At 71.5% G+C, this 14,891-nt stretch carries 16 protein-coding genes and 1 riboswitch; of the genes, 2 read left to right on the top strand and 14 right to left on the bottom strand.

From position 1 onward, the window contains the following. Positions 1-20: 20 nt before the first annotated feature. The 11 genes from M1203_RS07115 to bioB all read right to left on the bottom strand — a co-directional run bounded on the left by M1203_RS07115 (position 21) and on the right by bioB (position 10,896). Positions 21-1,178 carry an ROK family transcriptional regulator gene (locus tag M1203_RS07115; RefSeq protein WP_249948661.1) on the bottom strand — a complete coding sequence of 386 codons (1,158 nt, stop codon included), beginning with the start codon at positions 1,176-1,178 and terminating at the stop codon, positions 21-23. A gap of 96 nt (positions 1,179-1,274) precedes the next feature. Further along, positions 1,275-1,766 (bottom strand): DUF6328 family protein, encoded by a 492-nt coding sequence (locus M1203_RS07120; RefSeq protein WP_249948662.1) that lies wholly within the window; start codon positions 1,764-1,766, stop codon positions 1,275-1,277. A 120-nt stretch (positions 1,767-1,886) separates the two neighbouring features. Next, positions 1,887-2,426, bottom strand: coding sequence for a G/U mismatch-specific DNA glycosylase (gene mug / locus M1203_RS07125; RefSeq protein WP_249948663.1), 540 nt, complete (start codon positions 2,424-2,426; stop codon positions 1,887-1,889). Positions 2,427-2,433: 7 nt separating this feature from the next. Continuing rightward, entirely contained in the window at positions 2,434-3,867 is a 1,434-nt protein-coding gene (gene purB / locus M1203_RS07130; protein WP_249948664.1) for an adenylosuccinate lyase, read from the bottom strand. Between the two features lie 141 nt (positions 3,868-4,008). Beyond that, entirely contained in the window at positions 4,009-4,788 is a 780-nt protein-coding gene (locus M1203_RS07135) for an SGNH/GDSL hydrolase family protein (protein WP_249948665.1), read from the bottom strand. Positions 4,789-4,835: 47 nt separating this feature from the next. Further along, entirely contained in the window at positions 4,836-5,849 is a 1,014-nt protein-coding gene (locus M1203_RS07140; RefSeq protein ID WP_249949065.1) for a hemolysin family protein, read from the bottom strand. After that, positions 5,849-7,183, bottom strand: coding sequence for a hemolysin family protein (locus tag M1203_RS07145; protein ID WP_249948666.1), 1,335 nt, complete (start codon positions 7,181-7,183; stop codon positions 5,849-5,851). The genes M1203_RS07140 and M1203_RS07145 overlap by 1 nt, the downstream gene beginning before the upstream one ends. A gap of 95 nt (positions 7,184-7,278) precedes the next feature. Beyond that, positions 7,279-7,707, bottom strand: a complete 429-nt coding sequence (locus M1203_RS07150; protein ID WP_249948667.1) for a GNAT family N-acetyltransferase — start codon at positions 7,705-7,707, stop codon at positions 7,279-7,281. Next, positions 7,704-8,456, bottom strand: a complete 753-nt coding sequence (bioD, locus tag M1203_RS07155; RefSeq protein ID WP_249948668.1) for a dethiobiotin synthase — start codon at positions 8,454-8,456, stop codon at positions 7,704-7,706. Before bioD ends, M1203_RS07150 begins: the two co-directional genes overlap by 4 nt. A 3-nt stretch (positions 8,457-8,459) precedes the next feature. Next, positions 8,460-9,749, bottom strand: coding sequence for an adenosylmethionine--8-amino-7-oxononanoate transaminase (locus M1203_RS07160; RefSeq protein ID WP_249948669.1), 1,290 nt, complete (start codon positions 9,747-9,749; stop codon positions 8,460-8,462). Then, a complete protein-coding gene (gene bioB, locus M1203_RS07165) occupies positions 9,742-10,896 on the bottom strand; it encodes a biotin synthase BioB (protein WP_249948670.1) in 1,155 nt (384 codons plus the stop codon). The genes M1203_RS07160 and bioB overlap by 8 nt, the downstream gene beginning before the upstream one ends. A 143-nt stretch (positions 10,897-11,039) precedes the next feature. On the opposite strand from bioB, the gene M1203_RS07170 reads away from it, so the two are divergent. After that, positions 11,040-12,191, top strand: a complete 1,152-nt coding sequence (locus tag M1203_RS07170) for an 8-amino-7-oxononanoate synthase (RefSeq protein WP_249948671.1) — start codon at positions 11,040-11,042, stop codon at positions 12,189-12,191. Positions 12,192-12,221: 30 nt separating this feature from the next. Here the strand turns inward: M1203_RS07170 and M1203_RS07175 are convergent, their stop codons facing one another. Together M1203_RS07175 and M1203_RS07180 are read right to left on the bottom strand one after the other, a co-directional pair. Beyond that, the gene (locus M1203_RS07175; protein WP_249948672.1) at positions 12,222-12,428 is read right to left on the bottom strand and encodes a DUF397 domain-containing protein; all 207 of its coding nucleotides are present in this window, start codon (positions 12,426-12,428) and stop codon (positions 12,222-12,224) included. An 8-nt stretch (positions 12,429-12,436) separates the two neighbouring features. Next, positions 12,437-13,291, bottom strand: a complete 855-nt coding sequence (locus M1203_RS07180) for a helix-turn-helix transcriptional regulator (protein WP_249948673.1) — start codon at positions 13,289-13,291, stop codon at positions 12,437-12,439. A gap of 256 nt (positions 13,292-13,547) precedes the next feature. Here M1203_RS07180 and M1203_RS07185 point away from each other — a divergent pair, with 256 nt between their 5' ends. Beyond that, positions 13,548-13,988, top strand: a complete 441-nt coding sequence (locus tag M1203_RS07185) for an ATP-binding protein (RefSeq protein WP_249948674.1) — start codon at positions 13,548-13,550, stop codon at positions 13,986-13,988. A gap of 124 nt (positions 13,989-14,112) precedes the next feature. Here M1203_RS07185 and M1203_RS07190 read toward each other — a convergent pair whose 3' ends face one another. After that, on the bottom strand, positions 14,113-14,586 hold the full coding sequence (locus M1203_RS07190) for a C40 family peptidase (protein WP_249948675.1): 474 nt from the start codon (positions 14,584-14,586) through the stop codon (positions 14,113-14,115). A 3-nt stretch (positions 14,587-14,589) separates the two neighbouring features. After that, positions 14,590-14,786, bottom strand: a riboswitch (cyclic di-AMP (ydaO/yuaA leader). Positions 14,787-14,891: the final 105 nt, after the last annotated feature.

The following is a 14,891-nucleotide window of genomic DNA, read 5'->3' on the forward strand; positions in this document are numbered from 1 at the left end:
CGGTCCGCGAGGCCCGTCGCTCAGCGGCGGGCCGTCACCGTACGCTCCACCGCGAACAGTTCCTCCTCGACATGGTCGAGCGCCAGCCGCAGCGCGCCCGTGGCCACCGCCGCCTCGCCGAGCAGTGAGAGCGCCACGCGCGGCGGGCGCAGACAGAAGCGGGAGAGTTCCTGGCGCAGCGGGTCCAGTACACCGTCGAGCCCGGCGGCCCAGCCGCCGATCACCACCAGCTCCGGATCCAGCGCCAGCACCAGCGCCGCGACATCGTGCACCAGCCGCTCGATGAACCGCTCGACGGCCTCCTGAGCCCGCACGTCCCCGCCCTTGGCATCGGCGAAGACCTTCGCCACCGCCTGCTCGTCGAGCGGATGCAGCGGCTCGTCCGTCGTCGACAGCAGCGTCTCAGGACTCGCGCCGCGCCCCAGCAGATGCAGCGCCCCGATCTCGCCGGCCGCGCCGCCGAAGCCGCGGTGCAGCCGCCCGCCGATCAGGGCGCCCGCGCCGGGGCTGAGCCCGGCCAGTACGAAGACGATGTCGTCGGAGTCGATGGCCGCGCCCTTCCACTGCTCGGCCACGGCCGCCGTGTTGGCGTCGTTCTCCACCAGCACCGGACAGCGGAACGAGCGCCGCAGCCGCTCGCCGAGCGGCAGCCCGGTCCACTGCGGCAGCGCGGTGCCCAGCCGTACGGTCCCGTCGGCCTCCACGATCCCGGGGCTGCCGACGCCGACGGCGCGCAGCGAACCGCGTGACACCCCCGTGCGGCGCAGCACATCGGCGACGACCAGCCGTACGCGTTCGAGGCGCTCGTCCGCGTCGGCCGTCTCCGAGACCACCCGGGAGCCGGCGCCCATGATCCGGCCGTCCAGCCCGGAGATCAGCGCGGCCACGCGGTGCGGGCCGATCTCGATGCCCAGCAGATAACCGGCCTCGGCCCGGAACCGGAACCGGCGCGCCGGGCGGCCCTGCTTACGGGTCCCGCCCTCCGCCGGCGCCGACTCCACGACCAGGCCCGTTTCGATCAGCCCTTCCACCACGCCCTCGACCGTCGGCCGGGAGAGCCCCGTGATCCGGGTCAGATCCGTCAGCGTGAGATCACCGGAGTCCCGCAAAGAGTGCAGCACCACCGCGGAGTTGATCCGCCGCAGGAGCGAAGGGTCTCCACCGGTCAGCCGCCCCACGGTGTGTCCTCCAAGCTCGTGCGCGTGTAGGCGGATGGTACTCGGTGCCCGCCGGTGCTGCGAGTGGTGCGTCCCACCCGGGCGTTGGCGTGCGCGTCATGGGGCCGGGCGACGTAGCGTCCTCGGGAGGACGAACCACAGGCCGGTGAACAGGGTGAGCGTGGCGGCCGTGATCGCGACGGCGGCGGTCAGGCCGAGGACAACGTCCATGAGCAGGAGGACAACGCCGTTGAGCGCGAGGGCGAGAAAGACCAGCCCGACCTCGGCGAACCGCGCGGACAGGGCGACGATCCGGATCTTGGCGCCCCGGTGGAACAGCCCGCGGTGCAGCGCGACCGGCGTCGCGAGTACGGCCGAGGAGACCACCGTGAGCAGCAACGTCACCACGTAGGTGCCGCGTTCGAAGTGATCGAGGTGCAGAAACCGGTTCGTGAAGGCCACGCCGAGAAGGAAGGCGAAGACGATCTGCACGCCGGTCTGCACGACCCGCAGTTCCTGCAGAAGTTCGAGCAGGTTGCGGTCGGCCCGCTCGGCGGGCGTTTCCCAACTCAACGAAGGCGGATCGCCACCTGGCGCGATATGAGACATGAGTCCCATTGTTCTCCGGCAGCCCGGTCACCTCACGCGGCGCACCGCATCGCGCCCGAAAGGCCCCGGGTGAGGCGTCCTGTGCGGTCGGGGAACGACCCGCCCGCCCGGTCCGCGCCGCTACGCGGCCATCGCGGCGGCCCGCAGCCGCGCGAATTCCTCCGCCATCGTCCGTGCCGTCCAGTGCGCGTTCAGGCCGCTCGGGTTGGGCAAGGCCCAGATCCTGGTGTCACCCAGCGTCCGCTCCTGCGGCCCGACGCGCGCCTTCTTGTCGTCGAAGGCCGTCCGGTACGCCGTGATGCCCGCCACCGCCAGCCAGTTCGGCCGCAGCCGTGCCACCTTCGCCGCGAGCAGCCGGCCGCCCTCACGGAACTCCTCGTCGGTCAGTTCATCGGCCCGCGCCGTGGCCCGTGCCGCCACATTGGTGATGCCCAGGCCGTAGTTCAGCAGCTCGTCCTGTTCGGTGGGGCTCAGCTGTCGCGGGGTGAAGCCGGACAGGTGCAGCACCGGCCAGAACCGATTGCCGGGACGGGCGAAGTGGTGGCCCGTGGCCGCGGACATCAGACCCGGATTGATGCCGCAGAACAGCACACGCAGACCGCCCGCGACCACGTCGGGGATGACGCGGTCCCGGGCGGCTTCCAGTTCCTCGGGCCTCATCCGGAGGTCACAGGATCGAGCCCGGCGTATAGCCCGCGGCCTCCGGGTGGCGCTTCACGATCTCCTCGACGCGGGACACCACCGTCGCGATCTGGTCCTCCGCCGCGCCCGTGAAGGAGAGCTTGTCCGCCATCAGCGCGTCCAGCGCGGCCCGGTCGAGCGGCATGCGGTCGTCCGCGGCCAGCCGGTCGAGGAGTTCGTTGCGCTCGGCGCCCTGTTCGCGCATGGCGAGGGCCGAGGCCACGGCGTGCTCCTTGATGACCTCGTGCGCGGCCTCACGGCCCACCCCGGCCCGTACGGCGCCCATCAGCACCTTGGTCGTGGCCAGGAACGGCAGATAGCGGTCCAGTTCACGCGCCACGACCGCGGGGAACGCGCCGAACTCGTCGATGACCGTCAGGAAGGTCTCCAGCAGCCCGTCGAAGGCGAAGAACGCGTCCGGCAGCGCCACCCGGCGGACCACCGAGCAGGAGACGTCGCCCTCGTTCCACTGGTCGCCCGCCAGCTCGCCGGTCATCGACGCGTAGCCGCGCAGGATCACCATCAGGCCGTTGACCCGCTCGCAGGAGCGCGTGTTCATCTTGTGGGGCATCGCGGAGGAGCCGACCTGGCCGGGCTTGAAGCCCTCGGTGACCAGTTCGTGCCCGGCCATCAGCCGGATGGTTTTGGCGACCGAGGACGGCGCCGCCGCCAGCTGCACCAGCGCGGTCACCACGTCGTAGTCGAGCGAGCGGGGGTAGACCTGGCCGACGGAGGTGAAGGCCCGCGCGAAGCCCAGATGACCGGCGATGCGGCGCTCCAGCTCGGCCAGTTTCGCGGTGTCCCCGCCCAGCAGGTCGAGCATGTCCTGCGCGGTGCCGACCGGGCCCTTGATCCCGCGCAGCGGGTAGCGGCCGAGGAGATCGTCCAGGCGGCCGTACGCGACGAGCAGCTCGTCCGCGGCGGTCGCGAAGCGCTTGCCGAGCGTCGTGGCCTGCGCGGCGACGTTGTGCGAGCGGCCGGCCATGACCAGCTCCCCGTACTCGCCCGCGAGCTTGCCGAGGCGGGCGAGCACCGCGACCGTACGGTCCCGCATCAGCTCCAGGGACAGCCGGATCTGGAGCTGTTCGACGTTCTCCGTCAGATCGCGGGAGGTCATCCCCTTGTGCACCTGCTCATGGCCGGCGAGCGCGTTGAACTCCTCGATCCGCGCCTTCACATCGTGCCGGGTGACCTTCTCGCGCTCGGCGATCGACGCCAGATCGACCTGGTCGAGGACGCGCTCGTAGTCGGCGAGCGCGGACTCCGGCACCTCGATCCCCAGGTCCCGCTGGGCGCGCAGCACGGCCAGCCACAGCTGACGCTCCAGCTTCACCTTCTGCTCGGGCGACCACAGCACGGCCAGCTCCGTCGAGGCGTAGCGGCCGGCAAGGACATTGGGGATACGAGGCTTGGCAGTCACGTGAAAGGATTCTATAGGCGGTTTGTGCAGGCCGGCGCCGCGGGCGTTTTTGTGGGTTGCTACGGAAGCCCGCGCGCGCCCCGCGTCTCCCACGGCTCACGCGCGCCCTGCGTCTCCCACGGCTCACGCGCCCTGCGTCGCCTACGGCTCATACGTCTCGTACGGCAGCAGCTCCGGCCGCTTCGCGGGCCGGCCGTCCCCCGAGGAGCGCCCCGTCACCCGGCGCATGATCCACGGCCCGAGATGCCGCCGGGCGAACCGGAGGTCGCTCGTCCGTCGCGCGGGCCATCCCACGGGCACGGCCGGCGGCAGCTCCGCGCGCCAGTCGTCCCGCGCGGCCAGCCCCAGCGTCTGCCAGACGGCCTCGGTGACCCGGCGATGGCCCTCGCCGGTCAGATGCAGCCGGTCCGCGTCCCAGAGCCGCTGATCACCGAGCACCGGAACCCCGTACAGATCCACGACGAGCGCGCCATGGCGCGCGGCCAGCTCGTCCACGAAGGAGAACAGCTCCTCCATCCGTGGCCGGAACCGCTCCATCACCGGGCCGTTCCGGCCCGGGCTGCGCATCAGCACCAGCTGTCCACAGGCCGGGGCGAGCCGTTCCACCGCCTCGGTGAGCAGTCCGCGCACCCGCCCCATGTCGACCTTCGGCCGCAGGGTGTCATTGAGCCCGCCGACCAGCGTCACCAGATCCGGTTTCATCGCGGCGGCGACATCCACCTGTTCCGCGACGATCTGGCCGATGAGCTTTCCGCGTACGGCGAGATTCGCGTACCGGAACCCGGGGGTACGGGCCGCGAGCCGGCCGGCGAGCAGATCCGCCCAGCCGCGGTACGAGCCGTCGGGGAGGAGGTCGGACATGCCCTCCGTGAAGGAGTCACCGACCGCGACGAAACTGGTGTAGTTGGCATTCATCTCCATGGCGGAGCGATCGTACCGCTCGGTATGGACCACGCTGGGCCCAGGGCCTACATGTGCCTGCCCACCAGCTCGCGCAGCACGTCCTCCATCGTCACCAGCCCTTCGAGCCTGCCTTCCTCGTCCTCGACGGCGGCCAGATGGGTCCGGCTGCGGCGCATCGCCGTCAGTACGTCGTCCATCGGTGTCGTGGCCCGTACCCGCGCGATCGCCCGCATCCCCTGGACCGGGAACGGTTCGTCGCGCGGTACGGCGTCCAGCGCGTCCTTCACATGGAGATAGCCGAGGATCCGCCGCGAGGTGTCCACCACCGGGAAGCGCGAGAATCCGGTCTCCGCCGCCAGGCGCTCCAGCCCCTCCGGGGTGATCCCGAGCCGCGCGGTGACCACCCGCTCCAGGGGCATCACCACCTTGCGCACCGGCTTGCGTCCCAGCTCCAGCGCGTCGTGCAGCCGCTCGGCCGCCCGGTCGTCCAGCAGCCCCGCGTGGCCCGCGTCCGTGACCAGACGGGCCAGTTCGTCGTCGGAGAAGGTGGCGCTCACCTCGTCCCTCGTCTCCACCCGGAGCAGCCGCAGCAGCGCGTTGGCGAAGGCGTTGACCGTGAAGATCACCGGGCGCAGCGCCCGCGCCAGCGCGACCAGCGGCGGGCCGAGAAGCAGCGCCGCCCGCGCGGGACCGGCCAGGGCGACATTCTTCGGCACCATCTCGCCGAGCAGCATGTGCAGATAGGTGGCCACGGTGAGCGCGATGAGGAACGAGATCAGATGCACCAGGCCGTGCGGCACCCCCACCGCGTCGAAGACCGGCTCCAGCAGATGCGCGATGGCCGGTTCGGCGACGATACCGAGCACCAGCGTGCACAGCGTGATGCCCAGCTGCGCCGCCGCCAGCAGCGCCGACACATGCTCCAGCCCCCAGATGACGTGGTGCGCCCGCCGGTTGCCGGCCTCCGCCTCCGGCTCGATCTGGCTGCGGCGTACGGAGATCAGGGCGAACTCGGACGCGACGAAGAAGGCGTTGACGACCAGCGTCAGCAGACCGACGAACAGCTGGAGCGCGGTGATCATCCCTCCTCCTCACCGTCCCCGGCCGAGGACGGGGGCGCGCGCAGCAGCAGCCGGGCCGCGCGCCGTCCCGTGGCGTCCACGACCTCCAGCTCCCAGCCGTCCAGCACGAGACGGTCGCCCTCGGCGGGGATACGACCCAGCTCCGTGGCGACCAGACCGGCGAGCGTCTCGTAGGGCCCCTCCGGCATCCGCAGTCCGACGGCCCTCAGCTGGTCGGCCCGCGCCGCGCCGTCCGCCGACCAGAGCCCATGGCCCTCCGCGTCCTCGCCCAGCAGCGCGAGACCGGGGATCTCCTGCGGATCGTGCTCGTCGCGCACCTCGCCGACGACCTCCTCGACGATGTCCTCCAGCGTCACGACGCCCGCCGTCCCGCCGTACTCGTCGACGACGACGGCCATCGTGGCGCCGCTCGACAACCGGTCGAGCAGCTGGTCCACCGTCAGGGTCTCCGGCACCCGCAGCGGTTCGCGCAGCAGCCCGGCCACCGGCTGCCGGGGCCGCCGCTCGGCGGGGAGCGCCAGTACGTCCTTGATGTGCGCGGTGCCGACGACGGTGTCGAGACTGCCCCGGTAGACGGGAAAGCGCGACAGGCCGGTGGCGCGGCTGGCGTTGGCGACATCCTCCGCGGTGGCGCGCACATCGAGGGCCATCACCCGCACCCGTGGGGTCATCACGTTCTCGGCGGTCAGCGCGGACAGGCTGAGCGTCCGTACGAACCGCTCGGCGGTGTCCGCCTCCAGCGCGCCCTCCTTCGCGGAGTGCCGGGCAAGGGCGGCCAGCTCGTTCGGTCCGCGCGCGGAGGCCAGCTCCTCGGTGGGCTCAAGGCCGAACCCGCGCACGATCCGGTTCGCGGTGCTGTTGAGATGGCCGATGAACGGACGGAAGACCGCGCTGAAATACCGCTGGGGAGTGCCCACCACCTTGGCGACGGCCAGCGGCGACGAGATCGCCCAGTTCTTCGGCACCAGCTCGCCGACGATCATCAGGAAGACGGTCGACAGCGCCGTACCGATCACCAGCGCCACCGAGGAGGAGACGGCGGGGGACAGCCCCACGGCCTCGACCGGACCCCGGATCAGTCTGGCGATGGACGGCTCGGAGAGCATGCCCACCACCAGATTGGTCACGGTGATCCCCAGCTGGGCGCCGGAGAGCTGGAAGGTGAGGCTCCGTACGGCCTTCAGCGCCCCCGCCGCGCCCCGCTCCCCGCGCGCGGCGGCCCGTTCCAGCTCCCCGCGCTCGACGGTGGTGAGGGAGAACTCCGCCGCCACGAAGGCCCCGCAGGTGAGCGACAGCAGCACCGCCACGATGAGCAGCAGCACCTCGGTCATCGATTCACCTCCGTCCAGGAGCGGTCAGCCCCAGGATCGGTCAGCGAGGAGAGGATCGCGCGACGTCGGCCCTCCGGGGGCCGCCTCCCGGCGGATCAGCGGTCGCCCAGCGGCTTCACCCAGCGGGTCCACTGCGGCTGCGGGGCGTAGCCGGACGCCCGCCAGGCGTGCCGCGCCGGCTCATTGCGGTCCAGCACCATCGCGTCGCCACGCCTCCCGCCCAGTTGTACGAAACGCTCCTCGGCCGCCGCCAGCAGCGCCCCGCCGATCCCCAGACGCTGCTGGTCCGGATGGACCGCGAGCCGGTACAGATGACAGCGCCAGCCGTCGAAGCCCGCGATCACCGTGCCCACGATCGCGCCGTCGCGCTCCGCGAGGATCAGGGACTCGGGGTCGCGGGCCACGAGCCGCTCGACGCCGTCGCGGTCGTCCGTGATGCTGGTGCCCTCCGCCGCGTCCTTCCAGAAGGCCAGCACCGCGTCGAGATCGGCCGCCGTCGCGGCCCGTATCCGGAAATCATTCATCCGGGCACTACCTCCGCCGCCCCGGACACGCCCGCCGCTTCCGCGTCCCGCGTGAACGTCCCCGCGTCCCACCGTCCGTCCAGCCGGGGCGCCAGCCAGGACGCCGCGCGCTCCCGGAACTCCCCGGGAGTCAGCGCGCCCGCGCCCTGCGGCACCGCGCCCAGCAGCGGCGCCCCCGCGGACTCCGGCAGATCCGTCAGATTGCAGCGCGCCGCGAGGTCGGGCACGGCCGGCCAGCTGCCGATCACGACCCCCTCAAGCGTCAGCGACCTCGCCCGCAGCGCCTCCGCGGTCAGCGCGGTCATATTGAGCGTGCCGAGCCCGGCGGGGGCCACCATCAGGACGGGGGCCGCCAGCAGCCGGGCCGCGTCCGCGAGCGTCGCGCCCGTCTCGTCGAACCGTACGAGCAGCCCGCCCGCGCCCTCGACCAGCACCAGATCATGCTCGGTCGCCAGCTTCTCGGCCGCGTCGGCGATCTCGCGCGGCCCCACCGGCGCCGCGCCGGCCCGCCGCGCGGCGGTCGCCGGGGCCAACGGGTCGGGGAACCGCGCCAGCTCGACGGCGGTGACGGACCCCGCCAGCCGCGCGACCTCCGCCACGTCACCCGCCTCGTCAGGACCCAGCCCGGTCTGCGCGGGTTTGAGGACCGCGACCGTACGCCCACGCGCCAGCGCGACCGCGGCCAGCGCCGCCGTGACGACGGTCTTGCCGATCTCCGTCCCGGTCCCCGACACGATCACCACCGGCATGCTTCAGCCCTCTCTCGCCGCCGCCGTCACCGCGCGGCAGATCCGTTCGACATCGCCGTCGTCCGTGACATACGGCGGCATCGTGTACACCAGATCGCGGAACGGCCGCAGCCATACGCCCTCACGTACCGCCGCCCGCGTCGCGGCGGCCATGTCCACCGCGTGGTCAAGCTGCACGACGCCGATGGCGCCCAGCACCCGTACCTCCCGTACGCCGGGAAGGGACGCGGCCGGCGCGAGCCCGTCGCGCAGGCCCGCCTCGATCCGCTTGACCTCCCGCGCCCAGTCCTGGTCGAGCAGCAGCTCGATCGAGGCGCGGGCGACCGACGCGGCCAGCGGATTGCCCATGAACGTCGGTCCGTGCGCCAGCACGGGCACCTCGCCGCGCGAGATGCCCTCGGCCACCCGCGCGGTGCACAGCGTCGCCGCCATCGTGAGATACCCGCCGGTCAACGCCTTGCCGATACACATCACATCGGGCGAGACGCCGCCCTGCTCGGCGGCGAAGAGCGTCCCCGTACGCCCGAACCCCGTCGCGATCTCATCGAGGATCAGCAGCACATCGTGCTCGTCGCACGCCTCCCGCAGCACCCGCAGATACGCGGGGGAGTGGAACCGCATTCCGCCCGCGCCCTGTACCACCGGCTCGACGATGACCGCGGCCAGTTCGTCCGCGTGGCGGGCGATGAGCGCGCGCAGACCGTCGGCGTACGGCTCCTCGTACCCGGCGGGCGGCGCGTCCGCGAAGATCTGCCGGGGCAGCACCCCCGACCAGAGGTCATGCATCCCGCCGTCGGGGTCGCACACCGACATCGGCTGCCAGGTGTCGCCGTGGTAGCCGCCCCGCCAGGTCAGCAGCCGACGCTTCGCCGGGCGGCCCACAGAACGCCAGTACTGGAGACACATCTTCACCGCGACCTCGACCGACACCGAGCCCGAGTCGGCGAGGAACACATGGCGCAGCGGCTCCGGCGTGATCTCGACGAGCAGCGCCGCGAGTCGCACGGCGGGCTCATGGGTGAGCCCGCCGAACATCACATGGCTCATACGGTCCAGCTGGCCGCGCGCCGCGGCGTTGAGCACGGGGTGGTTGTAGCCATGGATCGCCGACCACCAGGACGACATGGCGTCGACCAACTCGCGCTGTCCATGGGCGGGTTCGGCGAGCCGCAGCCGTACCCCGGACGCGGACTCCACGACCAGCGGTTCGGCACGGCCGGGCATGGGGCCGTACGGATGCCAGACATGGGCCCGGTCCAGGGCCAGCAGTTCAGCGGCGGACATGTCAGGCATTGGGCGCCAGGTCGGTACCGGCACCGCGGCGGCGTACGGTCACCAGATCGGTACGGGGCGCCCCGGTGTCCGCGGCCTGCTCGCGCGCGTCGTCCGGCGCGGACCGCCCGGGTTCGTCGCCGCCGCACGGACCGCATCCGCCGCGCCGGTGCTCGGGCAGCGTGGTCGTGTCCGCGCCCTCCACCTCGAAGCCCGCGTCCGCGATCATCTCCAGGTCCGCCCGGCCCTCCTGGCCCTCGCTGGTGAGATAGTCCCCGAGGAAGATCGAGTTGACCAGATGGAGCGCGAGAGGCTGCATCGAGCGCAGATGCACCTCGCGCCCGCCCGAGAGCCTGACCTCCACATCGGGGCAGACGAACCGCGTCATGGCCAGGATGCGCAGACAGTGCTGCGGGGTGAGGTTCCACTCCTTGGCGAGTGGTGTCCCCTCGAACGGGATCAGGAAGTTGACCGGCACCGAGTCCGGGTCCAGCTCGCGCAGCGAGAAGACGACATCGACCAGATCCGCGTCACTCTCCCCCATACCGGCGATCAGCCCCGAACACGCGGACAGCCCGGCGGTCTGTGCCCGCCGCACGGTGTCCACCCGGTCGGCATAGGTGTGGGTGGTGGTGATGTCGCCGTAGGTGCCCTCGGACGTATTGAGGTTGTGGTTGTACGCGTCGGCGCCCGCGGCCCGCAGCCGCTCCGCCTGGCCGTCCGAGAGCAGCCCGAGACAGGCACAGATCTCGACGTCCTCGTTCTGCTCCTTGATCGCCTCGATGGTCCGCGAGACGCGGTCGACATCCCGGTCCGTCGGACCCCGGCCGCTCGCGACCAGACAGACCCGCTTCGCCCCGCCCGCCACTCCGGCGGCCGCCGCCTTCGACGCCTCGTCGGGCTTCAGCCAGGTGTACTTGAGGATCTCGGCCTTGGAGCCGAGCCGCTGCGAACAGTACGAGCAGTCCTCGGGGCACAGTCCGGACTTCAGATTGACCAGATAGTTGAGCTTCACCCGCCGCCCGAACCACTGACGGCGCACCTTCCCGGCCGCGGCCACCACTTCGAGCAGCTCGTCGTCGGAGGTCGCCAGTACGGCGAGCGCTTCTTCGCGGGTCGGCGGCTCGCGCCGCAGCCCCTTCTCCACCAGCGTGTTCAGCAGGTCCATGGTGCTGATCCTTGCCCACTGAGCCCATGGGGGAAAAGGAGGAATTCCACAACACCGCCGGATCGACGTGTGTGTATGACCACACCCTGACCCGGTGGCGGCCCGGCTAAGGTCTGTGCGTTGCCTACAAAAAGGACCGGACCATGGAGCGCGACCCCTTCGGCTGGACCGACGACGAGGCGCGTCGCCGTGAACGGTCGGGTCTGGTCCGTACGCTCCGGCCGCGCCCGGCCGAATCCGAGCTGCTCGACCTGGCGAGCAACGACTACCTGGGGCTCACCCGCCACCCCTCGGTGACCGGCGCCGCGGCGGAGGCCGCGCGCCGCTGGGGCGCGGGCGCCACCGGCTCCCGGCTGGTCACGGGCAGCACCGAGTTGCACGCCGAACTGGAGCGTGAACTGGCCGCGTTCTGCGGCTTCGAGGCCGCGCTCGTCCTCTCCTCCGGGTACGCGGCCAATCTGGCCGCCCTGACCGCGCTCACCGCCCGCGACTCGCTGCTGCTGTCCGACGCGGGCAATCACGCCTCGATCGTGGACGGCTGCCGGCTCTCGCGCGCCGAGACCGTGGTCGTACCGCACGCCGAACCCGAGGCCGTGCGCAAGACACTCGACGCGCGGGCCGGGCGGCGGGCGCTGATGGTGAGCGACGCGGTGTTCTCGGTGGACGGCGACGCGGCGCCGCTCGGGGAGCTGGCCGAGGTCTGCCGTACCCGGGGCGCGGCCCTGCTCGTGGACGACGCGCACGGTCTGGGGGTGCTCGGGGCGGGCGGCCGGGGCACGCCGGACGCGGCGGGCATCGCCGGGGCGGACGGTGTGGTGGCCACGGTCACGCTCTCCAAGTCGCTGGGCAGCCAGGGCGGCGCGGTACTCGGCCCGGCACGCGTCATCGGCCATCTGGTCAACGCGGCCCGTACGTTCATCTTCGACACCGGACTGGCGCCCGCGGCCGTCGGCGGCGCGCTGGAGAGTCTGCGGCTGCTGCGCCGGGAGCCCGCCAGAGCGGACCGGGCGCGGGAGGTTGCCCGTACGCTGCACCGGCTGCTGACCCGGGCGGGGCTGACGGCCGTACGACCGGATGCCGCCGTGGTCTCCGTACGGGCGCCGTCGCCCGAGGCGGCGGTGCGCTGGGCCGCGGAGTGCCGGGCGGCGGGGCTGGTCGTGGGCTGCTTCCGTCCGCCGTCGGTGCCGGACGGCATCTCCAGGATCCGGCTCACCGCCCGTGCCGATCTGACGGATCAGCAGATCGGCACGGCGGTGGACACGATCGTGGCGCTCGCACCCGAGGGTACGGGCTGAGCCGACCGGGCCCGGCGGGCTGACGAGCGGTCAGTGCGTCGGCGCGTCGGCGCGCAGCGCGGAGACGAAGGAGGTCCAGGCGTCCGCGGAGAAGAACAGATGAGGTCGGGTCACTTCCTTGGAGTCACGTACGGCCAGTCCGCCCGCGTCGCCGGGGGCGCACTCCACGCAATTGTTCGCGCCGGTGCTGTAGCTGCTGCGATGCCATACGTGTGGCCATGTCAGGTGGGGGGTCATGATGCTCCCTAGGCGCCGTCACCGATCCCGGCGATGAGATCCAATGAATCCTCTGTCGAGAGGGCATGCGCCTGCATAGTGCCGAACGCCGCGCAGTACGCCTCAAGGTCTTCTTTCCGCTCCAGATAGAGGCTATTCGTCAAATGGTCGAGAACGACCAAATCCAGATCAGTAATGTGCGGAAACGAGAAGATAACGAAAGGGCCGGTCAGTCCCACATAGCCACCGGCCGTGAACGGCAACACCTGTAGACAGACATGCGGAAGCCGCGCCAGCTCCGACAGCCGCAGCAGCTGCTCCCGCATCACGCCCGGCCCGCCCACCTGACGGCGCAGAACCGCCTCGTCCAGCACGGCGTGCAGCTCCATGGGTATGTCGGTGCGCAGCACCTCCTGACGGGCGAGCCGCACCTCGACCAGGGAGTCGACCGTCGCGGCGGGCAGTCCGCCGAGCGCGGCACGCGTCACGGCGCGGGCGTACGCGGGGGTCTGGAGCAGCCCCGGGACCACGGAGGTCTCCAGTGTGCGCGCGGTGCGGGCCTGGGACTCCAGGCTGATGAAGTCCCGGTACTGTGGCGGGATCACGCCGCCGTACGCCATCCACCACCCCTGACCCTTGTTGGTGGTGCCGGCCAACGCGCCGAGCAGCAGCCGCAGTTGTGGATCGGTGACGCCGAGCGCGTCGAGCAGCCCCGCCAGATCCTCGTCCTTCACCCCGCTGACGCCCGTCTCGATCCGGCTGACCTTCGACTGATGCCAGCCGAGCAGCCGCGCGGTCTGGCCGCTCGTCAGTCCCGCGCTCTGCCGCAGCTTGCGCAATTCCTCACCGAGCCTGCGCCTGCGCACCTCTGGAATATGCCGCATGAATGATTGCCTTCCCACCCTGTGTTCGGCGCCCCCTTGGGCGCCGCGGCGGAGAAGATATCTTTCCATCGCCCAAATACGGTCTCGCGTTGCAGAGTTCACCGCTTTGAGCGACAGATATATGCAGATCTCGGTGGATCGGCCCTGGGAACGGCACGATCAGTGGCAGGCTGGCGCGAAGCACGGTCCGAGGCCCTCCGCGCAGTCATCCGCTCTGTGCCGGAGCCAGGCCCGGCGGGAAAGGGACGGCGTCGCCATGGCAGACCACCAGGAAGCATCCATCACCCTGCCGAGCGAACCCGCCTCGGTCACCGCGGCGCGAAGATACGTCGTGGACCTGCTGGCCGAGTGGGGGCTGCCGGCGCGGGAGGACATGGCCGAGACGGTCCGGCTGATCGTCTCGGAGCTGGCCACCAACGCGGTGCAGCACACCCTCGGCCAGTCACCCACGTTCACCGTGGAGATCCGGCTCGAACGCGACGAGCAGCTGCGCGTCGGCGTCACCGACAGCCATCCGCGCTGGCCGCAGCGGCTGCCCGCGGCGGTGCAGCAGGACAACGGCCGCGGCATGGTGATCGTCCGCTCGCTCACCGCCGAGCAGGGGGGACAGCTCTCGGTCACCCCGACCCCGGAGGGCGGCAAGACGGTCTGGATCGTCCTGCCCTGGGCGGTCCCGGTCACCGCCGACGCGAGCTGACCCTGGACGAGGGCCGTCCCCGCCGGGGCGGGGGCGGCCCTTCCGACGCGTCGTCAGCGTCCTTACGTCCGGGGGCTGGGGCTGGGGGCTGTGCGGGCGGAGGGGCCGGTGTCGGCGGCCGGGGTCAGTTCACCCGGCCGTACAGAACGCTCTGGGTCCAGATGCGTTCCAGCCGCACCAGCGCCCCGGTCTTCGGCGAGTGCCAGATCTTGCCCCGGCCGGCGTAGATCCCGACGTGGTAGACGCTGTTGCCCCAGTGGAAGAACACCAGATCTCCCTTGCGCCGTTCGGAGGGCGCGATATGGCGGGAGTTGTTGTACTGCTGCTGGGCCGTGCGGGGGAGCTGCTTGCCGGCCTTCTTGTACGAGTAGAGGGTCAGCCCGGAGCAGTCGAATCGATGAGGCCCCGTGGCTCCCCACCGGTACGGCGAGCCTTCCTTCGAGGCGGCGATCTTGAGGGCCTTGGCCGCGCGCGTGGCGGCCTCGGCCTCGGACGTGGCGCCGGGCACGAGCATCGTGCCGCCGAGCGCGGCGAGTGTCAGGACCGAAACCGCACCGGTCCTGGACAGCAGAGACGGGACAGTCGTCTGCGTGGTCATGTGCAACCCTTCGTCAGCCGCCTGTGAAGGATGACCTGTCGGGTTCGGGCTGGCGAAGTTGCCCGGCCGCTCTCACGGCTTCACCCCGAGGGACGACCACAACGGGCGTCGTCCCGTACTGCCTGGGTCCTCCACTCCTGCCGATCCACTCCTGTCGACCAGGCATCCGGTGCGGCGGCAGGACTCGGCGTCCGCCCGGACCGCCCCGCCGCGGTGGCGGGGGCTTGTCGTCCCACGGATCTTGACGCAGGAACAGGTGGATATCCGAGACGAAACGACTATATGTGAATTTCATCACGGATCGT

The organism is Streptomyces sp. 35G-GA-8 (genome assembly GCF_023534745.1).
Lineage (GTDB): Bacteria > Actinomycetota > Actinomycetes > Streptomycetales > Streptomycetaceae > Streptomyces.